This is a genomic window from Rhodospirillales bacterium (assembly GCA_020638175.1).
Lineage (GTDB): Bacteria > Pseudomonadota > Alphaproteobacteria > Micavibrionales > Micavibrionaceae > JACKJA01.
Genome location: JACKJA010000002.1, coordinates 1,628,944 through 1,652,641 on the forward strand (window position 1 = coordinate 1,628,944; position 23,698 = coordinate 1,652,641).

Here is a 23,698-nt window from a genome sequence, read left to right on the forward strand (position 1 = left end):
GCAAGGTCACTTCAATATTTTCTCCGTTTTCACTAATTTACAGCCCAACCGGCAAAAATGATATCCACAGTCTGCTGCACCGCACACAGAAAAAAACAGCGATCAGACCGTTTTTTGCCTGTGGATAACTTTAGGCCTTACACACAGATAAAATGCTCCTTTTACGATACGCCCCAACTGAAAATATCTTAAAAAGGTCATAAATGGCATTTTCGCCGTATAAAAGGCTCATTTTCGCTGTTTTTCGTATCATAAAAACCAGTGATGACCCAAAAAACAATGCCGAAAATATAGATACATATCGTTTCGTTTGCGGAAAAAACATCTGTGCAAATATCATAGATATCCACAAACACTTTGTTATTTAAAGGGAATTTCTGATATCCACAGAACAATCCCCTGTATGTTTATCCACAAGAGAACATAACAGGATCAAGTCCGAAGCTTTATATAAGGAAGATCGATGAAGAACACGCCTAAAAACGTTTTTTAAAGACCGCAGCCATCAGGAAAAAAGAAATATAAAATTGTCTGAAAACAAGGCGTATCACAACCCGAAAAAAGACGTCATAACGTCTCACGCGCCCCACTATGACGCGGATTGCATCCCCTGCCAGACCCTGAACGCCTGCCGCGTGACAGCCACATCATGAACGCGGAAAATATGCGCGCCCTGCGTCAGGGCAAAAAGCGCGGCCGCCAAGGATCCCGGCACGCGGTCTTGCGGTAAAATCGGCCGCTCACAAAGCGCATCAATAAAACGTTTTCGGGATACGCCAATCAACAAGGGTACCCCCAAATCATGAAACCGCCGTAAATGCCCCAGCAAATTTGTGTTATGCGCCGCCGTTTTACCAAACCCGATACCGGGATCGACGATCAACCGGGATTTCTCAATACCCGCCGCTTCACAAGCGGCAATGCGCTGGCCAAGATACGCAAAAACATCCGCGACCACATCCTCGTAAACAGGATTATCCTGCATGGTTCCCGGCATGCCCCGCATATGCATGAGACACACAGGCACATCCGCAGACCGCGCGGCATCCAAAGAATCCGGGTCACCGGTCAGCGCCGTGACATCGTTAATCATGCCCGCCCCGGCCGCCAGCGCCGCGCGCATCGTCGCCGCATGCCGCGTATCAATGGAAATCCGCCGCCCACAGCCCTTCAGCCCCTCAATCACCGGCATAACCCGGTCGATTTCTTCTTGTGGCGTCACCGGCACGGCGCCAGGCCGCGTTGACTCGCCGCCGATATCGAGAATATCCGCCCCCTCTTCCACCAGACGCAAACCATGTGCGACCGCCTTTTCCGGAGAGAAATAGCGGCCCCCATCGGAAAAACTGTCCGGCGTAACGTTAACAATGCCCATAATATACGGGCCGCCGCTAAAAAAAGGATTTTGCGTTACCATAAATAATATCTAAACCACAACGCCGCCTGCGAACACCCTGTTTTTCACCCCAAATCTTGCTCAACATCGCTTTTCTGGGCTTTTTGCTCTGCCGGCACTTTGGCGATCAAATCCACCAGCGATGCCTTTGAAACCGGATGCCGCCAATCGTCCGGCGCGATTTCTTGCAACGGCAGCAAGACAAAAGCCCGCTCATGCATGCGCGGATGCGGGATAATCAGCTCTGGACGGTCAAGTATCACATCGTCGTAAGCCACCAGATCAAGATCAAGGATCCGGGGCGCGTTGCGAAGACTGCGCTCCCGGCCAAATGTATTCTCTATATCCTGCAACGTTTCCAGCAACCGGAAAGGCGACAGGCCGGTTTCTACAGCCACCACCTCATTATGATACCAGGGCTGGTCAGACACAGGCACCGGCGCTGTCAGCCATGTTGAAGATTGCCGAACAATATCCAGCCCACGCCGCGCCATTTCAGCCCGCGCCGCCGCCAGCGTTTCATGCGGTGCGCCAAAACGGCTTGGCAAATTGGCTCCCAGAGCAACAAAAATCATCATTTCCCTCTTGATACAAATATCCCCGCCAAAGCGGGGATATCAAAATTCTATTTCGTAATCAAAAGCCGACTACCAGCTCCGAACCGCACCGGTGTCAATGTGAACAAAGCCGCTTTTCGGGTAATAGCCAACGCCGCCCGCTCTCAAACTACGGGCAATATCTCTGATTTTCGTCGTCGAAACCCCCGGCATACGAATATCAACAGCCTGACCGGTCATATGCAAAGAATTTTTAGCAACGCCGCTGGTGTTCGTCCGCAACATTTTATTGGTTTTCGGCGACCGGTAACCGGACAGGATTTCAAACTGGTCCTTACGCCCCAACCGCTCACGGATCGTATGCATAATATCAAGAACCCGCGGATCAATCGGAAAAACTTCCCCCGTACGGAAATCGCGTAAAACGCTGTTAATTTCCTCAAAGGCATCCGGCAGATATTTCCCGCCGACTTTATATTCACCTGAGAATTTTTCACCCGTGTGAGTATTGTAAAGCTCTATTTCGCGCACACCCCTGTCCATTTTGGACAATGACGCCGCCTGCACAGGACTAAAAATACCGCCCGCCAGAACCAGACCGGTACCGCCGATAAGGCCGGATTTCAGAACATCACGCCGACCAATAACCGGCACGTTTTCGTTGTTATCTAGTGTCATGAGAAACACGAACTCCTGATATATATACTTACTTGTTCGTTTGTTTACTGAATGGTGATTCGTCAAAAGTAAGAGAATCGAAGATGTTTGAATACCAGACTTGGTATAACCAGTAAAGACCTCTTATAATTATATTAGAAAGTGCCGACGGATGCAAGTTCTCGCTGCGCCGCATCAACCGTCATGGTCGAAGGTGCCGTCAAAGGCAATGCAAACCCATCCATAGAGCGCAATTCGCTGACCAGCCGCCTGTCAAGTCCATAGACATCGGGGCCATAAATAATACGCCCGCCCTCACCAAGCCAGACCGTTTGGTAAACGATATACACAGGTATGGGATTCGCCGACAAAATGTCCGTCATCTTCCCTTCCTGTATCACCGCATCCATTTTTTCTTCGGACCAGTTACGGTTTTCCGCCAGCACGAAACGAGCCACATCACGCGGATGCGATAACCGTACACAGCCGGAGCTATAGATACGCTGGTTGGAATCGAATAATTCCGGGTGATTCGTGTCATGCATATAAATATCGAATTCATTGGGCATCAAAACGCGAATTCGGCCCAACGCATTATGGTCACCGGGAATTTGCACCATCCGGATCTGGTTCATTTCCTTGCGCCCGACATTTTCCCACGCTACATCATAAGGATCAATGGTTTCGGCATCCTTGCCATACCCCATATATAGCTCCACCCCCTTGTGATCGAGGTAACTGGGATCTTCCAGAATCTTCGGCAGGAAATCCTTCATCTTGATACTCAACGGCACCGTCCAGGTCGGATTGAAACGAATGCCCTTAACTTCGGTTTTAAAACTCGCGGTGGGCCGCGAAGGCTGCCCGACCACAACCGGCATCTCCAGAGCCACCCGCCCGCCGGATATCGCCCACAACGTCTGGGACGGAATATTGACCAGCATATAACGGTCCGGGCGGTCTGGATCCAGCCAGCGCAACCGCTCAAGATTAGCGATAATCTGTTCCATCTGCGCCTGCCGGGTCCGGTTAAGAAGTGTCAGCGTTTGCGGACCTATCACGGCATCAGGCTCCAGACCGTGTTCACGCTGGAAACGCATCACCGCAGCCCCCAGTTCGTCATCATAAAAATCTTCAGGGCCATACGCCGGGTCATATTCAACCCCGAGACGAACCCTTAACCCCGCCACCGCCGGATGACGTTTTCCCGGCTTGAAAAAAGGCACGCCAAAATCCAGCGGTAAAACGTGATCGTAACCATCATCTTCACGGGATAAACGAACCAGCTCCTCCTGAAGCTTTTTGTACAAAGATCCGGAAGGCCCCAGTGCCAGTAACTCCTGCGCCGGGGCATGCGCTTGCGCCACACGGGAAAGAACCGTCAGGGCCGGAACCGGCGCCCGCCAGTATTTGCCCTTTTCCCCGACATGTTCGGGAATAACGCGCATCCCGCTTATATCATGGCCGTAACGAACCACGGCATCCGAAAGTAATAACTCCAGCCGGGCTTGCGTTTCCTTATTCTGCGGTCCGGACAACAGAGAACGAAGGGAAGGCACGTGGTAACGCGCCGGGTTCAGGCCATGACGCCATGAATCTTCAAAAACCGTCAGCATGGCATTAATCTGCGCGGCATTCGCTTCTTTTTCCGTCCAGATCAGTTCATTGTCCCGCTGCTGGTAGAAAGCGCGCATGGCATCGGCATCATAAAATGTAGAATCATCAACCGTGCCGGCCGCCAAAGCCGCTTGAAAAACAGAGCCCGGATTGACAAAGGATGTAATTTTATCAATGACCGTTGGCTTTTCCCGGACATCCCCGGCCTCTGCCGGACAAGGCAAAGATAAAAGCGCCAGAACAATCGCACCCGCCGCAACCTTGGAAAACCAGGGGCGCACAAGCCGACTGTCCGGTTCTGTTATGAATTTTGCCCACATGGCCGGATACCTTTAGAACGTAATCTGGTAGACACAAAGATCTACTACCAAGATAACATGATTTGGCCAGAAAACGATTATAAATCCGCGTAAATATGAGTTTCCGCCTTGGCGCCGGGGTGGGTTACCGCCCCTTTTTCGGCCGGGCCGACCAGCTGCACATATTTCCACAGCGCGCCGGACTGGTAGTTATTGGTCCGGGGTTGCCACGACTGGCGGCGCATTTTAAGCTCATCATCGCTCAAAAGAACCTCTAACGAGCCTTTTTCGGCATCTATACGGATCATATCACCATCCTTCAGCAAGGCGATCGGACCACCGACAGCCGCCTCCGGCCCGACATGCCCGATACAAAAACCACGCGTTCCGCCGGAAAAACGCCCATCAGTAATCAGCGCCACTTTTCCACCGGTGCCCTGCCCGTACAACGCTGCCGTGGTCGAGAGCATTTCCCGCATGCCGGGACCGCCCTTCGGCCCTTCGTAACGAATGACCAGAACATCGCCCTCTTCGTAATCGCGGTTTTGCACGGCATTAAAGCATTCTTCCTCACTATCGAAACAGCGGGTCGGCCCTTCAAAAACCAGCTCATCCAGCCCGGCAATCTTCACAATCGCCCCTTCCGGCGCCAGATTCCCGCGCAGGCCAACAACGCCGCCGGTGGGATGAATAGGATGGGACAATGGCCGGATTACATTCTGATTTTCGGGGAATGCCTGATCTTTAAGATTCTCGGCAATCGTCTTGCCCGTCACCGTCAGGCAATCGCCGTGAATGTAACCGCCATCCAGCAATTCTTTCAAAACCACCGACACGCCGCCGACATCATACATATCCTTGGCTACATATTTTCCGCCGGGTTTCAGGTCGGCAATATACGGCACGCGGGCAAACACCACCGCCACATCGTGCAAGTCAAACTCTATCCCGGCCTCATGCGCCATCGCCGGCAAATGCAGCGCCGCATTGGTTGAACCGCCCGTCGCCGCCACCACGGCCGCCGCGTTTTCCAATGCCTGCCGCGTTACGATATCACGCGGCCGCGGCCCACCTTCGCGCAGCAGCTTCATCACGGCCTCCCCGGAAGCCACAGCATATTCATCGCGCGTTTCATAGGGCGCCGGCGCTCCGGCCGATCCCGGCAACGCCAGACCAATCGCCTCAGATACGCAAGCCATCGTATTCGCCGTAAACTGGCCGCCGCAAGCCCCCGCCCCCGGACAGGCACAGCATTCCATTTCATGCAGGTCTTTATCGGAAAATTCGCCGGTCGCGTGCTTGCCGATCCCTTCGAACACATCAATAACGGTCACATCCTTGCCGCGGAATTTCCCCGGCATGATCGACCCGCCGTACATAAACACACTCGGCACATTCAAACGGATCATCGCCATCATCATCCCCGGCAGGGATTTGTCGCACCCGGCCAGTCCCACCAGCGCATCATAGCAATGCCCGCGCATTGTGAGTTCCACAGAGTCCGTAATAATATCGCGGGACACCAGCGAAGACCGCATCCCTTCGTGCCCCATGGCAATCCCGTCCGTCACGGTAATCGTCGTAAATTCGCGCGGCGTGCCCTCGCCGGATTTCACACCTTTTTTGACCGATTGCGCCTGCCGCTGAAGTGCAATATTACAGGGAGCCGCCTCGTTCCAGCACGTCGCCACCCCGACCAGAGGCTGGTGAATTTCTTTCTCCGTCAGGCCCATCGCATAGTAATACGAACGGGCCGCGGCGCTTTTAACGCCTTCGGTTACATAACGGCTGACAAGTTTTGATTTATCCCAGGTCATGGCGGGCGCACCCCTCTTTATAATGGCACTCAAAGAATGCCTAAAGGGATAGCGTGTTTATTCCCTGAACTCAAGCCGAGATAAAAACTATCTATTGAATTTGATCGCCTCGGAAGCCGGGATCATATATTCACGGATTTCAGGAATTACTTTTTCAAGAACCCGCCGCGTTTCAGGATAATGGTGACCGATCACGATCACCGGCTTACCAGTTTCACGGGATAGAGCTATGCCATTATAGATTTCTGTGTAGATTTGATTTTCGTTCCGAACATTGTCAAGAAACCGGCCTTCACGCTTGGCACAGTTCACATTAAAATCCTTCATGGCATCACACATCACGGATTTCCCTGATGTACGGGAATCCAGCGTATATTTAATTCTGTCAGACTGGGTAAAGGCCGTCGCGAACGCCAGCTCCCTCATAAGCTGCCTGTTCGCTGTCCCTTTACTGCCCTGATGATTGTTAAAACCAATCGCGCGCGGCACAGCATCAAATGCCTGCTTTAAAATCGGGACAATCTGATCGGCTTGCATCCCGACATTGATCTGGCCCGACGGTGCATCATGACGACGATCGACCGGCTGCACCGGCAAATGGACAAAGACTTCCTGACCATTGGATTTGGCCAGTTTGGTTGCCTTTTCCAAACAAGCCTTTCCAGCAGGCGTCTTGGCTGCATAAGGCAAATATGCTCCCGCTATAGGTGCCTTGAGTGCAGCAATATCTAATGTCTCTTGAATTTTACCTTCACATAAATCGTCAATAACGATAGCAATTTGTGGTGTATGGCCTTGCGCCCCCGCCAAAGATGATGAGGCCAGCAATACAGAAGCCAGCAAAGTTTTGTTTGCACTCATCACACACCCTTCCTTAAATTATTTACATAACGTGAAGGATAGCCCAAAACGATGGAGAATGCAAATAATTCTAACCAAAAGGAAAATTAGTTTTCAGGCTTCAGCAGCGCTTCTTCCGTCTTGCGAACGAAACGCTCGCCGTTCATCACGAACCGGACCGGCACCGCCCCGGTCCCGACCCCGCGGATCACCACTGTAGAATAGCCGAGAATACGGCCCAGAAGCGGGTTTTCCAGCGACGCACTTTCAACCTTGTCGAATTTAAACTGGACAACGTCCTGATTAAAAAAGCCGTATATCAAGAGAATACGTCGATCCGTGAGCAACAACCGCGTCGTCTTGAACAGGATATAAGCATTGCTAACCGGGTACAGACTCAGGAATAAAATCGTCAACCCGACCAGCCAGTGAAACAACACACCGACCAAAACGGCCAGAAGCACAATCGTCGACGGGAAAATAAAAATCGCTTTATGCAGATGCGCCTGCGCTTTTACCTGCTCGCCGGAAACCAGAACGTCTTTGATCTCTTTTGCCATGATTCCCTCCTCACGAAAAACACCTAGCTCGTCCGGGCTCTTTCAATCGCCTTGCGGAAAACAATCGGATTGGCCAGCGGCGGCAAAATAACCTCGCCAATCCCCATCCCGCGAACCATCACCCGGCCATAGCCCAGCAAACGGCCCCAGAATGTTTGCAGTACATTAACCCCTTCAATCCGGTCGATACTCATTTCCCCGACATAACGGGCGACCAGACCGCGCTTGTATATAAGACGTGCATTGGTAATCGCGATTTCCGTAGATGCCTTGTACACCATCATCTGGGCAAAACGCATCATGCCCATCACAAAGACAAAAAACGCCAGCAATCGTAAGCCGGGATGCAATTCCCGAACAGCGCCGATCATCCCTTGCGCATGAACGCCGCTGCCGTAATGAGCCTGAAAGTAAATGGCGGCATACAAAACGCCGATACAGCCCAAAATCCCCCAGATAATGTTCAACACGGCCTGCAGACTGTACATCCAGTGGAATTGCCCTACGGCTATTAATTCTTCGTCAGGCCCCAACGACTGCCTGACATATACCATGCGACTCAATTCTAATCTCCAAATGAAATACCCAACGCTCTGGCAGTATGAACCAAAGTGCTGTCCAGGTCTACTTGTTGATAGGCCGCAATCGCATCCTCAATCGCCACGTCGATGACCTGACGGTTGGACCAGGCCACCATACGCCCGAATTTCCCTTCACGGATCAGGTCCACAGCCTTGGCCCCGAAAGCCGATGCCAGCATCCGGTCGTTCCATGTCGGCTGGCAGCCGCGCTGGACGTGTCCCAGAATACTGACCCGCGTTTCTGAATCCGTCGCATGGGCAATCTGGTCGCCCAGATAATAGCCAATCCCGCCATAGCGTTTTTCGCCGCCATGATATTCCATTTCCGCCTTGGAACCTTCCGGCGTGCTCACCGCTTCCGACACGATCATCAACGCAAAGTTACGGCCCGACGCTTTGACTTTTCTGATTTTCTCGGCGATCGCCTCAATCGTATACGGAATTTCAGGGATCAGGATAATATCCGCGCCGCCGGCAATCCCGGCATTCAAGGCAATATGCCCGGCATCACGGCCCATAACTTCCAAAATCATCACGCGGTCATGGCTGGCCGCCGTCGGCTGCAAACGATCCAGCGCCTCGGTCGCCACCGCCACCGCCGTATCGAATCCGACGGATGCCTCCGTCATGCCGATATCGTTATCAATGGTTTTGGGAATCCCGACCAGATTAATCCCGCCCTGCTCGGCCAGTTTTTTCAAAATCGCAAAGCTGCCGTCACCGCCGATACCGATAACGCCATCCAGCCCCAACGCCTTGAATCCTTCGACGATTTTTCCGGATAAATCCTTGGTCGAACCGTCGGCCATCGGAAAAGCAAACGGATTTCCCTTATTGGTCGTCCCCAGAATAGTGCCGCCCAACCTCATAATGTTGCCGTTAAATTCCGCCGGCGTCAAAACCCGGTACTGCGGCGGATCTTTCAAAAGCCCGGCCGTACCGTTCAAAATCCCGACCGTTTCCCACCCCAGATTATGAGCACTATGCACCACCGACCGGATAGCCGCATTCAAGCCTGCACAGTCGCCGCCACTGGTAAGAATTCCGATACGCTTTGTCGCCATAAGTTACAACCTTTTACAGAATCAAATATTAACTAAAAAAACCGAGTCTCTGTTTACTCTGTTTCATAGAATGTGTCCACCGTGCAATGGATGCAAAAAAAACTTATCAAACAAAGCATTATTTGCTATACTTAAAAACCTCAAAATAACAATATATCGGATATACATAATTCATGGATGACGAAGACGAGTTACAAGAAAAGCTGGTCCACCTGAAGGCCGAGCATAAAGATCTCGATGAGATTATCGATCGCCTGATGCATACCCAGCCCGTCGACTTTCTTCAGCTCCAGCGCCTGAAAAAGCGTAAACTGATGCTCAAGGACATGATCCAGAAAATCGAAAGCAATTTGCTCCCGGATATTATTGCGTAGGCTGTTATGACCGCACCCCCCCCTCTTATAGGTATCACCATGGGTTCCCAGTCGGACTGGGGCACCATGAAGGAAGCCGCCGGTATTCTCGATGAACTGTGCATTCCCTATGAAACAAAGATCACATCGGCCCACCGCACACCGGACCGGATGTTTGAATACGCCAAAACCGCGCGTGATCGCGGCCTGAAAGTGATTATCGCCGGGGCCGGCGGGGCCGCACATTTACCCGGCATGATCGCCAGCGCAACAACCCTGCCCGTTCTCGGCGTACCGGTTGAAAGCAAGGCGTTAAAGGGAATGGACAGCCTGCTCTCTATCGTGCAAATGCCGGGCGGAATTCCCGTTGGCACATTGGCCATCGGCGCGGCAGGCGCCAAAAACGCCGCCCTTCTGGCGGCATCCATCCTGAGCACCCATGACGACGTGATCGCCGGACGCCTGCAGGCCTACCGCGACCGTCAAACCGCCGGCGTTGCCGAACAGCCGGCCGACTAATTCGCACTTGCGGTTTTGACTATTCACTGCCATAAAAGCCCCCATGAAAATGAACGCGAAAACACTTGGCATCCTCGGAGGCGGCCAGCTTGGGCGGATGAGCGCTATGGCCGCCGCACGTCTAGGCATCAAAACCCATATCTATTGCCCGGAAGAAAACAGCCCTGCCAGTCATGTCGCCGCCCGGACCTTTATCGGCACCTATGAAGACAAAAAAAAGCTGAAAGCCTTTGCTGAAAGCGTCGATGTCATTTCCTACGAATTTGAAAATATCCCGGTTGAAACCGTCCGCTATCTGCAAGATCTAAAACCGGTCTACCCGGATGACCGCCTGCTGGAAATCGCACAGGACCGTGGTCTGGAAAAGAAATTCCTGAACGATATCGGTATCCCAACCGCACGCTGGGCACTGGCCGCCAGCGTCAAAGACATGCCAGAAGCTCTGAAAACCGTACCGGGAGAGCGTCATATTTTAAAAACGACACGCTTTGGTTACGACGGAAAAGGCCAAAAAATGCTATCGGCCAATGACTCTGTGGAAAACGCTTGGGAAATTTTAAATTCAAAAGAAATAATTATCGAAGAAGTTATTGATTTTTCATGTGAAATTTCCGTCATCGTTGCTCGCGACAAACTCGGACAAACTGTCCACTACGGGCCGTGTCTAAATGAGCATAAAGACCATATTTTATCGAAGACAACCGTGCCCGCGCCGATTCCGGATCAAATGGCCGCACAGGCCGTTGAAATGACCCGTTTACTGGCTGATGCCGTTGATCTGGTCGGTGTTCTGGCGCTTGAAATGTTTGTCACAAAGGATGGCCGCATCATCGCCAATGAAATCGCCCCGCGCACCCACAATTCCGGCCACTGGACGATTGACGCTTGCGCCGTATCACAGTTCGAAAACCACGTCCGCACGGTCTGCGGCCTAGCCGTGGGTCATCCGAGCCGTCATTCTGACGCCATCATGAGAAATCTGATTGGAAAAGATGCTCTAGAAGCCAAAAAACTCATGGAAATCGAGGGCACTTGCGTCCACCTCTATGGCAAGGAAGACGTCAAGGATGGCCGCAAAATGGGGCACGCCACGGCGCTAAAGCCAAAGACCTAACGCTCCCAACGCGGCCGGAAACCGGAAAAATCTCCGCCATCCAGCGAACCAATGCGAAAACGCCCGTCCCGGATAGCCTGCAACAACCGCTCAGCCCGGCTCTGGGGCAGCGCAATCTTCAACGAGCGCGTATCCACAGTCTCCTGCATTTCCCGCACCAGGTTAAACGCACTGCTCATCTGGCCACGCGCCCGGCGATAGATATCCTCGCACGCCGCCAGACGTGCCTGCCTGTCACTGATACTGGTAACATTCCCTTTTTTCATCTATCCCTCTCTGTCTGCTGTCTCATTTTTCTTACATCATCATACGCTTTCCCATAAATTGCAACCAACAGATTATTCGGGGGAAAGCCTGTTTTTTTAGGCTGTTCATGATTGTTTTCTGTGCCGCAGGCAGTAAAATCCGCCCCAGACAACTTTTTACTTTTTCAAAGAGATAGATCATGACCGATACCCGCACTGAAACCGACTCCCTTGGCGCCATCGAAGTTCCCGCCGACCGTTACTGGGGCGCACAGACCCAGCGCAGCCTGCAAAACTTTAAAATCGGTGGCGAGACAATGCCCGTGCCATTGGTCCGGGCGCTGGGTATCCAGAAAAAAGCCGCCGCGCTGACCAATGAGAAACTCGGTGTACTGGACAAAAATCTGGCCGATGCCATCGTGTCCGCAGCCAATGAAATCATCGACGGCACACTGGCCGGGGAATTCCCGCTGGTTGTCTGGCAAACGGGTTCGGGCACGCAAACCAACATGAATGCCAACGAAGTCATTGCCGGCCGGGCCAACGAACAACTCTCCGGTACCCGCGGCGGCAAAACCCCGGTCCATCCGAACGATCACGTCAATATGGGTCAATCGTCGAATGACACATTCCCAACCGTCATGCATATCGCTGCGGGCGAACAAATTCATAGCGCCCTGATCCCGGCCCTCGAAAAGCTTCACGCCGCCCTGGACGCCAAGGCAAAGGAATTCGCCGATATCGTCAAGATTGGCCGCACGCACCTGCAAGACGCCACCCCGCTGACGCTGGGTCAGGAATTTTCCGGCTACGCCACGCAAGTCCGCTATGGCATCGACCGGGTCAAAAACACCCTGCCCCGCATCATGCAACTGGCGCAGGGCGGCACAGCCGTCGGCACCGGGATCAATAGCAAGGCCGGCTTTGCCGAGGCTTTCGCCGATAAAGTCGCCGACATCACCGGCCTGCCGTTCATCACGGCGGAAAACAAATTCGAGGCTCTGGCCGCCCACGACGCCATGGTCGAACTGTCCGGCGCGCTTAACGTTCTGGCGGCCAGCCTGATGAAAATCGCCCACGACATCCGCATGCTCGGCTCCGGCCCGCGCTGCGGTATTGGCGAACTGAATCTGCCCGCCAACGAACCCGGCTCTTCAATCATGCCGGGCAAGGTCAACCCGACTCAGGCCGAAGCTATGACCATGGTCGCGGCACAAATCATGGGTAATCACACCACCGTGACCGTCGCAGGCAGCAACGGTCATTTCGAATTAAACGTCTTTAAACCCGTGATGATTTATAACGTGCTGCAATCCATCCGCCTGATCGCCGATGCCTGCAACAGCTTCACCGATAATTGCGTCGTCGGCATCGAAGCCAACCGCGCCCGGATCGACAAATTGCTGCACGAAAGCCTAATGCTGGTCACAGCCCTCAACCCACATATTGGCTATGACAACGCCGCCAAAATAGCCAAAAAGGCCCACGCCGATGGGACCACGCTAAAAGAAGCTGGTGTTGCACTCGGCCTCTTGACCGAAGAGCAATTCGCCCAGTGGATCAAACCGGAAGATATGGTCAAACCGCGGGATTAAATGAAAAAACGCTCCATTAAAATCGCCGGGCACGCCACCTCCATCACGCTGGAAGACGAATTCTGGGAAGCGTTGAAGGATATAGCTGCCCGGCGCGACATGTCTATGAACGCTCTGATCGCGGAAATTGATGAAACCCGCGCGACAGAAAATCTCTCCAGCGCCCTGCGGCTATATGTGTTGGCACAGGCCCGTGCCGGTATGTTATAATAGTCATGATATGGATTTTGATGGGGGAGATTAATATCTAATGAGAGTAAAAACTGCGCCAATCCTGTGTGCTGTGACGGTTTTGTTTTTATCTCTGGCAACAGGTTTCATTCATTGCCCGGCAGCATATGCGCAAGAAAAAGAATATTTTGCGATAGAAGGCATTGAAAAAACTGCCCGCACTGGCGACCCTGACGCTCAATATGCCACGGGCCTGATCTACCTGAACGGAACCGAAGACACCCCGCCCAGCCCACCAACGGCTTACGCCTGGTTTTACGCCGCAGCCATGCTCGGCCATGAAGAAGCTGAAAAAGAAAGGGCAAAACTCGCCCCCCAGTTAAAGGGTGAGGAAAGAAAGAAAGCGCGAGAATTATCCGAACACTACTACAGGAAATATGTATACCCCTATGAACGGCCGTTTTCTCTGCTGATAAACGGAAAATATTACCTCGATTCCGTGGAAGTAAAGATACCGGATCAAACTATAATAAAGATCAAAGCCCTGCATCAGGATCCGTCAATCACCACCGTCCTGATGCGTGATCCAAAACAGCCAACTCTCTCAACGCCACTAAAGATAAGTAATGAATACCGCCTAAGAAATGAGGAGCGCATTCTTCACAAAGGCAAAAAATCCCGTCTTGAATTCGTCGCCATCGACGACAACAGGCAAATCAGAAATGTTATCCAGATTACGTTTGTTCCCGGCCCGTAAAAGCCGAACTACCGCGCCCCTTCAATAACATTCTGCAAAATACCGAACAACGCATCCTCCGGTGAAATCTCACGCGACTGCGGCACCGGCTGAGCAGGTTTCGGCTCTTCGGGCACAACTTGTTGCTGTTGTTGCGTTTGGGGCGTTTCCCCTGCCGTTGGCGCAGTCGGTGCAGATGGCGCCGGAGCTGGCGCAGCCGGTGCCTGCAAAATTCCCTCTTTTTGCAACTTGTTCAGCAGCGGATTGAGAACCAGCCCTTCCAGTTGTTTGTTGAAATACTGGTTCAGGGCATTCTGGGCGAATGTTTTGCCGGGATTGTCCAGCGGCCCCCTGAACACGGTTTTCAGATCCGGAGCATCCGCAGGTTCCTTCAGGTCCACAACTGTCGTCAGGTCAATCGTCCAGAGTGGTAAATTCACATTCCCCGTACCGGTCACATCAGCATCCGCCCCGCTCAGGAGCAGCTTGTCAAAATTAATACCCCCCTCATTAATCGTGAAAGCGGCATCCAACGTATCGAATGCCGTACTGCCCCCGGCTGTCGAGGCCTCCAGGATTTTGCCGAAATTCTCTGTAAAGCTACTGGTCGGGGCAGACAAAGCCCGCGACAAACGCGCCAGATCGAACCCTTCAAAAATCAGGTTCTGGCCCGTCGATGCCCCTTTCCCCTGCAAGTCAAAAATCAAGGCCGCAGGGCTTAAACCTGTTGATTTCACGGATGTATCCAGAGAAACAGTCCCTTTCGCCTGCACCAGACGTGACCCGCTGAATGATTTCACAAAAGATTCCAAAGAAACATTCTTCAAAGAGGCATCCCCCTCCATAGACAACGGCTGGCGCGGTTTGTCGGATGATTTAACGACCCCGTTCAGCGCAACCTGCCCGCCATGCATGGCCCCGTTCAGCTTTTTAAGCGTCAGGATTCCTCCCGTCATATCCATGTCCAGATCAACATTTTGCATGGTCCATGTCCCATAAGATAAGGACGTAGCCGTGGCCGCCATATCCAGATCGACTGCGTGCATCCAGCCCGTATCAATCGCATTGCGTGACCAACGGATATCTTCTTTTTGTGTCGATTGCCCCGTCGTTGCCCGCACGGTCCCGCGCTGTCTGGGCTGATGCCCCAGCAAACTGTCGAGCGGCACATCGTTCATCGCCATCGTTGCCTTGATCGCCGGACGCACACCGCTGGTTTTCAGCACAATATCACCGCTGGCTGATACGGGTCCGATCTCGGCCTTTACACCGTTGAAATTGTAACTATCCCCGGCACGTTTCACAGGGATAAACAGGTCCAGAGATTTCTTGATCGTGACCCGGCTGGTAAAGGACGGCTTGAAAATATTGATCAGGTCAACATAGTTCGGGTGCCGCAACCGCAACGTCAGTTCACTGATATCGGGTTTGTCCAGAAGACCAGTCAAAACACCGCGCGCCTCTGCCGATCCGCGCAACGCCTTGACGTTCGCTATATAAGAAAGATTGTCAGCTTTCCCCTTAAATTCGGAAACCAGCTCCGCATCCCCTGCATGCGCCGGCAAAGTCACATTTTTGATATTGAAAAACTGGACAAGTTTTTCGACATCCGGCGTTTTACCAGATACGGACAAATCAATATCCGACAACGCGGACACGCTCCCGATCTTGCCGCTAACCAGCCCGCTATCCCCTTGCGCATTACGCACATTCAACGTCTCGATACTCAAACGGTCACCGGTCAAAGCCCCCTTGGCATCAATTTTCTGATAAGTCCGGCCATCCAGTTTCACGTTCTGCAGCGAAGCCACGAGGTTAAGATCAAACGGTAGCTTCAAATGATCCGTCATATCCTTGATCCCGGCAGCCGGCGATTTTTTCTCCGCAGCGGCCGCAACAGCCGCGGCACTTGCACCGCCCCCCTGCAATCGGGTCTTCCAGCCGTCAACATCCAGTTGCGCACCTTCCATGTTCACACTCAAAACCGGCTTTTTCCCTAAAGCGAAAGAACCAGAAAAATTCATTTTCGTGTCATCAAGGGTCACGCGCCCGGCCTCAACACTAACCTTATCTGACACGATTTTGCCGCGCACTTGCCCGTCAACAGATCGGGACAACACCGCGTTCATTTGCTTAACCTGGTCCGGCTGCAAATAAGGAGCAACCATTTGCAAGGCATTATCGGTCGCCACAGAAGCATCAAAAGAAAGCAGCGGCTCCGAATAAACCATTTGGCCGCTCTGCAGTGAACGGGAAACGGCCCCGAAAGACAGCGTAAACGAACTATCCAGCTTGCCAGCCCCCGGTCCGGCGGCCTTAACCGTCCCTTTAAGGGCGCTCTCGCCATTCTTTTCCAAAGCCAGCGCCACATTCGTATACGTCACGCCCTTAACCGTAATACCGGCCGCTTTAAGGGCCGCCGTCCCGCGAATATCCATGGGCACAGTCATCGTTTCGGGTAAAAACGCCGCCGCAGCCTGCGCCGCGGTCTTGCCGTCCTTCTTCTGGCCTTTACCATTGGCTGTCCCGCTCATCATCGCATCAAGATTGAGCGTCCCCGCACTTTCCAGCGCAACAGAAACCTGCAAGAGCTTGCTTTTCAGCCCCTTGGCATTCACATTTCCGCTAACAGCCACCCCGTCATAGGTGCCGCTCAGCGTCTTCAGCGCCAGTGCATCATCCCCAAACGTCAGCATTCCCTTAACCTGCACGGCTTTTTTCAACGCGTCCTGCGCCGGCACATCGGCCAGCGCCAGCGCCGCAGCCAGATTATCAAAGGCCGCTTCAAACTCCCCCTGCAGCTCCAGCGGACCGCCCGTTGTCACAATCCCGGAGTAGGAAACGTTTGCCTTGCTGTCCGGCAAATTGACCGCCAGTTGCAAAGCAACCGTCCCGGAACCATCGTCAATCCGGCCGGTTTTAATGTCAGCCTCTACTTTTTGCCCCTTATAAGAAAACGCGGTTTCAGCAGCAAACGGCCCCTGAAGGCTATCGCCTTTGACCGTCATCCCCACAGCATCCAGCACGATATCCTGTCCGGATTGGTGATTGAGGTAATGGAACCGCCCATCGCGGATTTTCACTTCGTTCAGCGCCACATTCTTGATCGCGCTCTCCGGCCCTGCCGCGTTGTCGGATTTGCCCTTTTCCGTTTTCTGCTTGATCGTATCGGTCATCGCCGTCAAAGAGCCGTCTTTTGCGACCTCCACCAATATATCCGGCTTCACCAGCAAAACGCTGTTCACAATCACTTCCCGGCTTAAAAGCGGCATCAGGGCCACAGACACCTCGGCCCGGTCCAGCGAAATAAACGGCACCGTCCCGCCGGCCGCCGTCGCCACAGAGAGATTTTCAACCATCAAACGGGGAAACGGAACCACAGCAAACGACAGGCCGCCGTCAATTTTGACCTCATAACCGGTCGTATCCTTGATTTGCGAAATAATCTGGGGCTTGTACTTGTTCCAGTCGACAAAACCGGGCGCCATAACCAAAAGGCCCAAAACTGCCAGAACAACAACACTGATAACGATAACTAAGCGCTTCACGCGACACCCCGCCTGTTTCCAAAGTTCAAAAAGAAATGATGTATACAAAGATATATATACAAGAAACAGGCGATAAAGAAAGGGAATACCCTTAATCTTTCACGTATTTTTCCTGAAAAGAACGCACGGCTTTCAATAAATCGTCCAGCTTCGGTAAAACATCGGATTCCAGCGCCGCTTTTTGTGAAGACGGCACTGCCAAACTGATGTTTTCATAGATTGTATTGACGGTTTCCATCAAATCCTGAACCGAGCTTTGACGGCGCAAAATCGCATTATTGCTGTTGGTAATCCGTTTAATCAGCATCGGAATAATCGCCCGCACAGTTGGATCGCTGTTGTTCAGCTTGTCCTGGAATGTCTGGCGGGTAATTACAATCAGGGTGCTATCTTCCAGAGTTTTCACGGACGCCGACCGCGGCGAGTCAAAAACCAGTGCAATTTCACCGAAAATCTGCCCTGCCCCTAGCCGGGCCAGCTCGACTTCCGCCCCCTTTGCACCGGTAAAGACCTGCACAGACCCGGATTGTATCAAAAACGCGGAATGGCCGGTATCGCCCTCATCCACGACAATCCGGCCGGCCGGCACAAAGCGCCGCTCCAGAATAACAGTTTCCCGGTTATTTGCTTTTGTCATGGTGTCCTCTGGTTATTCCCCAAATCTCACTGGAATAGTACAGAGGTTTTCTTAAAATTTTGATAATGTCCCGCGGGGAAACCCGGCGGATCACACCATATATTGCCCGCCATTGGCCGACAGCGTCGCGCCGGTAATAAAACCGGCCTGTTCCGAGCATAAAAACGAGACAATTCCGGCAATTTCATCGGGCCGCCCCATCCGCCCGACCGGAATTTGCCGGACAATCGACTCCAGAATATCGTGACGCATCGCGCCGGTCATTTCGGTTTCAATATACCCCGGACAGATCGCGTTGACCGTAATTTGCTTAGAGGCATTTTCCAGCGCCAGCGCCTTGGTAAAACCAATCATCCCGGCCTTGGCCGCGGAATAATTCGTCTGGCCAAGCTGGCCCTTCTGGCCGTTAATCGAGCTGATATTGATAATCCGGCCATATTTACGCTCCCGCATCGCCGCTACAACCGCCCGGCACATATTAAAACAGGACGTCAAATTGGTTTCGATCACGGCATGCCACGCGTCTTCTTCCATTTTGTGCAGCATCCCGTCACGGGTGATCCCGGCATTGTTCACCAGAATATCAACCGGCCCCTCTTTTTCTTCCAGATCCTGCACCAGTCTCTGACAAGCTGTAAAATCGGACACATCACATTTATAGGCTTTTGCGCCGGTTTCCTGTTCGCAGGCCCGCGCGGCTTCATCATTACCATGATAAAGCGCCGCAACCTTGTAACCGTCCGCCCGCAAAGCCTTGGTGATTTCCAAACCAATGCCACGTGTTCCGCCTGTGACAATCGCCACTTTTCCCTTGGGGGCTTCTGCCTTCTTTGAAAACATATTCTTCACATCCCTTTATATTTATCTATTTAAGATACCTGCCGCAGGTTTGTCGCCGGATCGCGCTCCACACACATGGCAATGCCCATGCCGCCGCCGATACAAAGCGTTACCAAACCTTTTTGCGCATTTCGCCGCGCCATTTCATGCAGCAACGTCACCGTCACCCGCGTACCCGATGCGCCGATCGGATGGCCCAGAGCAATCGCGCCGCCGTTGACATTGACGATCTCCGGATTGAATGACATCTCCTTCATGACGCATAGAGCCTGCGCAGCGAACGCCTCGTTGGATTCAACCAGATCCAGATCCGCAACACTCCATCCGGCTTTTTCCAGAGCCTTCTGGCTCGCGGGAATGGGACCGGTCCCCATCACGGACGGATCGACCCCGGCCGTCGCCCACGATTTGATCGTAGCCAGAACCGGCAGGCCTCTTTTTTGCGCTTCACTGGCCCGCATCAAAACAACCGCCGCCGCGCCATCGTTAATCCCCGAAGCGTTACCCGCCGTCACCGTTCCATCCTTCGAGAAAGCCGGACGCAATTTACCCAGACTGTCGGCCGTCACCCCGGCTCGTGGAAATTCATCCCGGTCAACAACGATATCTTCCTTCCGGCCCTTGACCGTCACAGGCAAAATCTCCGCAGCAAATTTTCCGGCACTCATCGCCGCTTCTGTTTTTTGCTGCGATTGTGCAGCAAACTCATCTTGCTGCTCACGACTGATATCAAATTTTTGTGCAATATTTTCTGCCGTGATCCCCATATGATATTCATTAAAAATATCCCACAGCCCATCACGGATCATCGTATCGACCATTTCGCCGTTACCCATTTTGATTCCGGAACGCAAATGCATACAATGGGGTGCCAGACTCATATTCTCCTGCCCGCCGGCAACGACGATCGCCGCATCACCATTCATGATAGCTTGCATCCCCATTGCCAGAGTCCGAAGCCCGGACCCGCAGACCTGATTAATTGTTGCCGCCGTTTTATGTTGCGGAATGCCCGCCGCCATAGAAGCCTGCCGGGCAGGGTTTTGCCCGACCCCGGCTGTCAGAACCTGCCCCATCACGACATCATCAACATCGTCGAGGCTCAGCTGCGCTTCTTCGATAACATGCTTGATAACCAGTGCCCCCAAATGATGAGCCGGCAACGTTGACAGCCCTCCATTAAAAGCACCGATCGGCGTTCTTTTTGCACAAACAATAACGACAGGATCATTCTGGTTCATTGTAATCCCTTCCATGAACGAACAAATTTAGATGTCAAAAAATTACGCTTATTATTTGCATCTTTAAGAAATAAGCAAGTGGATATTTATGCTGTCATGCACAATGAAAAAGCCATTCCAAAACAGGAAGCCATACCTCTTGTTCAGCGTTACGGCCCGTCATCATTCCCACATGCCCGCACGACGGTGTGAGTGTTTCATATGATGATAAATGCGCACAAAGCGCCAGCGCCGACTCCACGGGAACCAGACGATCCCTCTGGGGAGAAACAACCAGAGACGGCCTGCCAAGCGTTCGGGATTTATACTGTTCCTGCAAAGAGTTTTTTCCATACCAGTCGATGAGACATTCTCGCCCGACAGCCTCCGGCAAATCCAGCCCGCCATTCAACCAGTCCTCAACCGCAACAAACAAACGCGCTTCAAAACTTTCATCATCAAGCATAGCAAATTTTGAAAATTTTTGCGCCACACGATCGCTGTTCACAACGGCAAAAACAGATTGGACCCAGCGCGCCGGAAGCTTGTTTTCCGTCGCCATCATTTGCATCGCCGCCGGCGTTCCCAAAGCCACCTGCCCGGCCAGCCGTTTATCCCCGGCATGGAAGTCCCACGGCACCGCCAGAAAACACAGCGCCGCCATATGACCGGCATCCCGCATCGCGGCTTGCGCCAGCAACGTCCCGCCCATGCAATACCCCACACAATGGACCGGTGCATTATTCTTATCCGCGACATAAGCAACGGCCAGCAACAAACGCTCTTCTATAATAGACGCCATGGATTGCTGGCCAGGATCATTAACCGGCATCCCCCAATCGAGCAAAAAAACATCCGCGCCTTTTGACGCCAGCCATCGCACAAAGGATCGCTCCTCCAGAATATCCAAAACGGTCGACCGGTTAATCATCGAAGGCACAATCAGCACAGACGGTTTATCATCCCGGCGCGGCAAAGACGCCCCTGCACAAAAAGAAAGCGTAACCTCCCCCGCCTGCCAGACAACAGGCAATGGTGCAAGCTGACGAAAGAAAGGATGCGCACGATATTTTTTCACCCCTTCAATCATTGAAAGGCTCAGGCCATCATCACCCGCCACATTCATGCCGGCCATAAGATGCATCGGCAACGGCGTCGGCCCCGTTCTTTCAATCGGATTTTTTTGTGCAGCATTTTCATCGGAAAGATTTCGTTGCATATGGACATTATAAAAAATTGCACAATTTTTTCCACATAAACTCTTCCCGCACTGCAAAAAACATGTATAATAGTCACCGTATTCCCGAATTATAAAAACACATTGTAACCACATAAAGGCAGGTGCAACATGTCAACCGCAAAGAAAAAAAATGAAGGCCCCATCGTTATAAAAAAATACGCGAACCGCCGTTTGTATGACACGGGGCGCAGCAGCTACGTCACGCTCGACGATCTTTGCCAGATGGTCAAGGAAGGCCATGACTTTATCGTCTACGACGCAAAATCCGGCGATGACCTCACCCGTCAGGTTTTGACCCAGATCATTGTTGACCAGGAATCCAAAGGCGAAAACATGCTGCCGGAATCATTCCTACGCCAGCTCATCGGTTTTTACGGCGACAGCCTGCAATCACTGGTCCCCGGCTATCTGGAACAGGCTTTTTCGGCGTTCTCACAAAATCAGGAACAATTCCGCGACCAAATGCAAAAATCCATGGGGGGCATGGGCATAATGAACCCGATGAGCGCCATGGAAGAAATCAATCGCCAGAACATGGCATTGTTTGAAAATGCCATGCAGGCATGGTCGCCGTTCGGCGGCGAAGCCGACAAAAAATAACAATAGCGCCGTTCTTTCAGGTGTTCATAATGAGAAAAGGCGGATCATTTTGTATCCGCCTTTATTCGTTCTTATCATTTTTTCGCAACAGATTTCTCTTCTCGTGCCCTTCCGGCAACCATATTCGCTCAACCAGCGGCAACCCAAATGCATACCCCTGAATATTCGATATACCATCATCGGACAATATCTTGACGTCTCCGATCGTTTCAGCGCCCTCCCCGATCGTTTCAACGCCCAGCCCGTCAGCCAACGCCTGTAGCGTCCGGACAAACAGGCGGTTTTTATCATCCTGAATATTACGGATATATGATTTGTCGATTTTCAGAAAATCAACTGACAGATCCTTGATCTGCGCAAAGGTCGTATACCCCGATCCAAAATCATCCAGCGCCACACGGCAGCCTATATTATGAAGCTTACGGACAATCTCTACCGTTTTCTCATGATCGCCCATCATCGCGCTTTCCGTCAACTCGACGACCAGACGCTCCGCCACGCCGGGACGGTTTTTCAAAACGCGCTCTAACGTGCTGAGCCATTCCGGGTTATGAAGCGACATATGAGAGACATTGATCGACAGCCCCAGATCAGGATACTGAACCAGCTCCTGCAAAGCCGTCTGCAAAGCAAACTGGTCGGCCAGGTGACTAAGCCCCAGCAATTCAATCGCCGGCAAAAATTCGGCGGCGGCCAAAACCTTGCCCCGTTCGTCCACCATGCGGATCAGGCATTCATTGAAAACCACGTTTTCCTTACCGGCCTTCACAATAGGCTGATACGCCAGACGCACCCTGTTTTCCTTCAAGGCCCGGACGAATTTTTCCCCCTGCGATAAAACATCGCGGTAAGCATCCGTACGGTTGGCCATATTTTCATACGAAACAAAGCAGCTGAAACGCTGCTCCTTGGCGGCGCGCATGGCCGATTCCGCTTTGGTTAAAACCGCCGCCGGGGACATCGACTGCTGACGGTCCAGAACAATACCGCCAATAGACAGGTTGACCGATATGTCGCCCCGTTTTGTTTTTACAGGCGCTTCATAGAAATAATTCAAAATGTAGCGCGATACGGTTTCTATATCGTTTTGTGTATCATCGGAAAACAGCATGCAAAAAGTATTGCCGTCAATCCGCACAACGTCGCCCATATGACCGACAACATCCTTCAACGCCACCCCTGTCTGAACGATCAGTTCATCCGCCACAGAAGCGCCAAGCGCTTCATTGAACATGTACATACGGTTAATACCGGCCACCAGAACAAAGCCGGTATTCCCCTGGCTTTCATCATACCAGCGCTCAATCGTCCGTAACATGGATTGACGGTCAACATTATGCGCCCAGGCATGCGACAGTGATGACGATACATCCATACTGTTTCGCAGCTTTTCTTTGTCTTTAAATTTCAATGCTTCTGGATCATCTTCACGCGATGACATTAAAAAAGTCCCCCATACACAATAGGCGCCTGAAATGCGGAAACATTTCAT

General features: G+C 52.4%; 23 protein-coding genes. 7 read left to right on the forward strand and 16 right to left on the reverse strand.

Annotation, left to right across the window (positions count from 1 at the left end):
- Window positions 1-589 precede the first annotated feature (589 nt).
- The 9 genes from folP to H6868_08130 form a co-directional block, all read right to left on the reverse strand.
- Window positions 590-1,417, reverse strand: a complete 828-nt coding sequence (gene folP / locus H6868_08090) for a dihydropteroate synthase (protein ID MCB9989271.1) — start codon at window positions 1,415-1,417, stop codon at window positions 590-592.
- Between the two features lie 44 nt (window positions 1,418-1,461).
- Window positions 1,462-1,974 (reverse strand): 2-amino-4-hydroxy-6-hydroxymethyldihydropteridine diphosphokinase, encoded by a 513-nt coding sequence (gene folK, locus H6868_08095; protein ID MCB9989272.1) that lies wholly within the window; start codon window positions 1,972-1,974, stop codon window positions 1,462-1,464.
- Window positions 1,975-2,043: 69 nt separating this feature from the next.
- Window positions 2,044-2,631, reverse strand: a complete 588-nt coding sequence (locus H6868_08100; protein MCB9989273.1) for a DUF882 domain-containing protein — start codon at window positions 2,629-2,631, stop codon at window positions 2,044-2,046.
- Window positions 2,632-2,765: 134 nt separating this feature from the next.
- Window positions 2,766-4,547 carry a L,D-transpeptidase family protein gene (locus H6868_08105; protein MCB9989274.1) on the reverse strand — a complete coding sequence of 594 codons (1,782 nt, stop codon included), beginning with the start codon at window positions 4,545-4,547 and terminating at the stop codon, window positions 2,766-2,768.
- Between the two features lie 77 nt (window positions 4,548-4,624).
- Window positions 4,625-6,343, reverse strand: a complete 1,719-nt coding sequence (gene ilvD, locus H6868_08110) for a dihydroxy-acid dehydratase (GenBank protein MCB9989275.1) — start codon at window positions 6,341-6,343, stop codon at window positions 4,625-4,627.
- Between the two features lie 87 nt (window positions 6,344-6,430).
- On the reverse strand, window positions 6,431-7,204 hold the full coding sequence (locus tag H6868_08115) for a divergent polysaccharide deacetylase family protein (GenBank protein MCB9989276.1): 774 nt from the start codon (window positions 7,202-7,204) through the stop codon (window positions 6,431-6,433).
- 86 nt (window positions 7,205-7,290) lie between these two features.
- A complete protein-coding gene (locus H6868_08120; protein ID MCB9989277.1) occupies window positions 7,291-7,743 on the reverse strand; it encodes a PH domain-containing protein in 453 nt (150 codons plus the stop codon).
- Between the two features lie 23 nt (window positions 7,744-7,766).
- Window positions 7,767-8,297: a PH domain-containing protein gene (locus H6868_08125; protein ID MCB9989278.1), complete on the reverse strand. Its 531-nt coding sequence runs from the start codon at window positions 8,295-8,297 to the stop codon at window positions 7,767-7,769.
- Between the two features lie 11 nt (window positions 8,298-8,308).
- Entirely contained in the window at window positions 8,309-9,388 is a 1,080-nt protein-coding gene (locus H6868_08130) for an ATP-dependent 6-phosphofructokinase (protein MCB9989279.1), read from the reverse strand.
- Between the two features lie 173 nt (window positions 9,389-9,561).
- Here H6868_08130 and H6868_08135 point away from each other — a divergent pair, with 173 nt between their 5' ends.
- The 3 genes from H6868_08135 to H6868_08145 are packed head-to-tail and all read left to right on the forward strand — an operon-like array spanning window position 9,562 to window position 11,374.
- Complete coding sequence (locus tag H6868_08135) at window positions 9,562-9,762, forward strand: DUF465 domain-containing protein (GenBank protein ID MCB9989280.1); 201 nt, start codon at window positions 9,562-9,564, stop codon at window positions 9,760-9,762.
- 6 nt (window positions 9,763-9,768) lie between these two features.
- Window positions 9,769-10,260, forward strand: a complete 492-nt coding sequence (gene purE, locus H6868_08140) for a 5-(carboxyamino)imidazole ribonucleotide mutase (GenBank protein ID MCB9989281.1) — start codon at window positions 9,769-9,771, stop codon at window positions 10,258-10,260.
- Between the two features lie 43 nt (window positions 10,261-10,303).
- Window positions 10,304-11,374, forward strand: a complete 1,071-nt coding sequence (locus tag H6868_08145) for a 5-(carboxyamino)imidazole ribonucleotide synthase (protein MCB9989282.1) — start codon at window positions 10,304-10,306, stop codon at window positions 11,372-11,374.
- Here the strand turns inward: H6868_08145 and H6868_08150 are convergent.
- Window positions 11,371-11,640 carry a hypothetical protein gene (locus H6868_08150; GenBank protein MCB9989283.1) on the reverse strand — a complete coding sequence of 90 codons (270 nt, stop codon included), beginning with the start codon at window positions 11,638-11,640 and terminating at the stop codon, window positions 11,371-11,373. The two genes, H6868_08145 and H6868_08150, sit on opposite strands and share 4 nt — an antisense overlap.
- 179 nt (window positions 11,641-11,819) lie before the next feature.
- Between H6868_08150 and fumC the strand changes: the two genes are divergently transcribed.
- The 3 genes from fumC to H6868_08165 are packed head-to-tail and all read left to right on the forward strand — an operon-like array spanning window position 11,820 to window position 14,142.
- Complete coding sequence (gene fumC / locus H6868_08155) at window positions 11,820-13,214, forward strand: class II fumarate hydratase (protein ID MCB9989284.1); 1,395 nt, start codon at window positions 11,820-11,822, stop codon at window positions 13,212-13,214.
- Window positions 13,215-13,424, forward strand: coding sequence for a ribbon-helix-helix domain-containing protein (locus tag H6868_08160; GenBank protein MCB9989285.1), 210 nt, complete (start codon window positions 13,215-13,217; stop codon window positions 13,422-13,424).
- Window positions 13,425-13,464: 40 nt separating this feature from the next.
- A complete protein-coding gene (locus tag H6868_08165) occupies window positions 13,465-14,142 on the forward strand; it encodes a sel1 repeat family protein (GenBank protein MCB9989286.1) in 678 nt (225 codons plus the stop codon).
- Window positions 14,143-14,150: 8 nt separating this feature from the next.
- On the opposite strand, the gene H6868_08170 is transcribed toward H6868_08165, so the two are convergent.
- From H6868_08170 to H6868_08190, 5 genes are all read right to left on the reverse strand, one after another.
- Entirely contained in the window at window positions 14,151-17,669 is a 3,519-nt protein-coding gene (locus tag H6868_08170) for an AsmA family protein (GenBank protein MCB9989287.1), read from the reverse strand.
- A 91-nt stretch (window positions 17,670-17,760) separates the two neighbouring features.
- A complete protein-coding gene (locus H6868_08175; GenBank protein MCB9989288.1) occupies window positions 17,761-18,306 on the reverse strand; it encodes a cyclic nucleotide-binding domain-containing protein in 546 nt (181 codons plus the stop codon).
- Between the two features lie 90 nt (window positions 18,307-18,396).
- Window positions 18,397-19,146, reverse strand: coding sequence for an acetoacetyl-CoA reductase (gene phbB / locus H6868_08180; GenBank protein MCB9989289.1), 750 nt, complete (start codon window positions 19,144-19,146; stop codon window positions 18,397-18,399).
- 29 nt (window positions 19,147-19,175) lie between these two features.
- Entirely contained in the window at window positions 19,176-20,387 is a 1,212-nt protein-coding gene (locus H6868_08185) for an acetyl-CoA C-acetyltransferase (protein ID MCB9989290.1), read from the reverse strand.
- Window positions 20,388-20,481: 94 nt separating this feature from the next.
- Window positions 20,482-21,585, reverse strand: a complete 1,104-nt coding sequence (locus H6868_08190; GenBank protein MCB9989291.1) for an alpha/beta hydrolase — start codon at window positions 21,583-21,585, stop codon at window positions 20,482-20,484.
- Between the two features lie 129 nt (window positions 21,586-21,714).
- Between H6868_08190 and phaR the strand changes: the two genes are divergently transcribed.
- Window positions 21,715-22,206, forward strand: coding sequence for a polyhydroxyalkanoate synthesis repressor PhaR (gene phaR, locus H6868_08195; GenBank protein MCB9989292.1), 492 nt, complete (start codon window positions 21,715-21,717; stop codon window positions 22,204-22,206).
- Between the two features lie 61 nt (window positions 22,207-22,267).
- Here phaR and H6868_08200 read toward each other — a convergent pair whose 3' ends face one another.
- Window positions 22,268-23,647 carry an EAL domain-containing protein gene (locus H6868_08200; protein ID MCB9989293.1) on the reverse strand — a complete coding sequence of 460 codons (1,380 nt, stop codon included), beginning with the start codon at window positions 23,645-23,647 and terminating at the stop codon, window positions 22,268-22,270.
- Window positions 23,648-23,698 lie beyond the last annotated feature (51 nt).

What these genes read in the sequence shown, in the direction of transcription:
- folP (MCB9989271.1), bottom strand. Translation starts at nt 1,417, where the DNA reads ATGGTAACGCAAAATCCTTTTTTTAGCGGCGGCCCGTATATTATGGGC.
- folK (MCB9989272.1), bottom strand. Translation starts at nt 1,974, where the DNA reads ATGATGATTTTTGTTGCTCTGGGAGCCAATTTGCCAAGCCGTTTTGGC.
- H6868_08100 (MCB9989273.1), bottom strand. Translation starts at nt 2,631, where the DNA reads ATGACACTAGATAACAACGAAAACGTGCCGGTTATTGGTCGGCGTGAT.
- H6868_08105 (MCB9989274.1), bottom strand. Translation starts at nt 4,547, where the DNA reads ATGTGGGCAAAATTCATAACAGAACCGGACAGTCGGCTTGTGCGCCCC.
- ilvD (MCB9989275.1), bottom strand. Translation starts at nt 6,343, where the DNA reads ATGACCTGGGATAAATCAAAACTTGTCAGCCGTTATGTAACCGAAGGC.
- H6868_08115 (MCB9989276.1), bottom strand. Translation starts at nt 7,204, where the DNA reads ATGAGTGCAAACAAAACTTTGCTGGCTTCTGTATTGCTGGCCTCATCA.
- H6868_08120 (MCB9989277.1), bottom strand. Translation starts at nt 7,743, where the DNA reads ATGGCAAAAGAGATCAAAGACGTTCTGGTTTCCGGCGAGCAGGTAAAA.
- H6868_08125 (MCB9989278.1), bottom strand. Translation starts at nt 8,297, where the DNA reads ATGGTATATGTCAGGCAGTCGTTGGGGCCTGACGAAGAATTAATAGCC.
- H6868_08130 (MCB9989279.1), bottom strand. Translation starts at nt 9,388, where the DNA reads ATGGCGACAAAGCGTATCGGAATTCTTACCAGTGGCGGCGACTGTGCA.
- H6868_08135 (MCB9989280.1), top strand. Translation starts at nt 9,562, where the DNA reads ATGGATGACGAAGACGAGTTACAAGAAAAGCTGGTCCACCTGAAGGCC.
- purE (MCB9989281.1), top strand. Translation starts at nt 9,769, where the DNA reads ATGACCGCACCCCCCCCTCTTATAGGTATCACCATGGGTTCCCAGTCG.
- H6868_08145 (MCB9989282.1), top strand. Translation starts at nt 10,304, where the DNA reads ATGAAAATGAACGCGAAAACACTTGGCATCCTCGGAGGCGGCCAGCTT.
- H6868_08150 (MCB9989283.1), bottom strand. Translation starts at nt 11,640, where the DNA reads ATGAAAAAAGGGAATGTTACCAGTATCAGTGACAGGCAGGCACGTCTG.
- fumC (MCB9989284.1), top strand. Translation starts at nt 11,820, where the DNA reads ATGACCGATACCCGCACTGAAACCGACTCCCTTGGCGCCATCGAAGTT.
- H6868_08160 (MCB9989285.1), top strand. Translation starts at nt 13,215, where the DNA reads ATGAAAAAACGCTCCATTAAAATCGCCGGGCACGCCACCTCCATCACG.
- H6868_08165 (MCB9989286.1), top strand. Translation starts at nt 13,465, where the DNA reads ATGAGAGTAAAAACTGCGCCAATCCTGTGTGCTGTGACGGTTTTGTTT.
- H6868_08175 (MCB9989288.1), bottom strand. Translation starts at nt 18,306, where the DNA reads ATGACAAAAGCAAATAACCGGGAAACTGTTATTCTGGAGCGGCGCTTT.
- phbB (MCB9989289.1), bottom strand. Translation starts at nt 19,146, where the DNA reads ATGTTTTCAAAGAAGGCAGAAGCCCCCAAGGGAAAAGTGGCGATTGTC.
- H6868_08185 (MCB9989290.1), bottom strand. Translation starts at nt 20,387, where the DNA reads ATGAACCAGAATGATCCTGTCGTTATTGTTTGTGCAAAAAGAACGCCG.
- H6868_08190 (MCB9989291.1), bottom strand. Translation starts at nt 21,585, where the DNA reads ATGCAACGAAATCTTTCCGATGAAAATGCTGCACAAAAAAATCCGATT.
- phaR (MCB9989292.1), top strand. Translation starts at nt 21,715, where the DNA reads ATGTCAACCGCAAAGAAAAAAAATGAAGGCCCCATCGTTATAAAAAAA.
- H6868_08200 (MCB9989293.1), bottom strand. Translation starts at nt 23,647, where the DNA reads ATGTCATCGCGTGAAGATGATCCAGAAGCATTGAAATTTAAAGACAAA.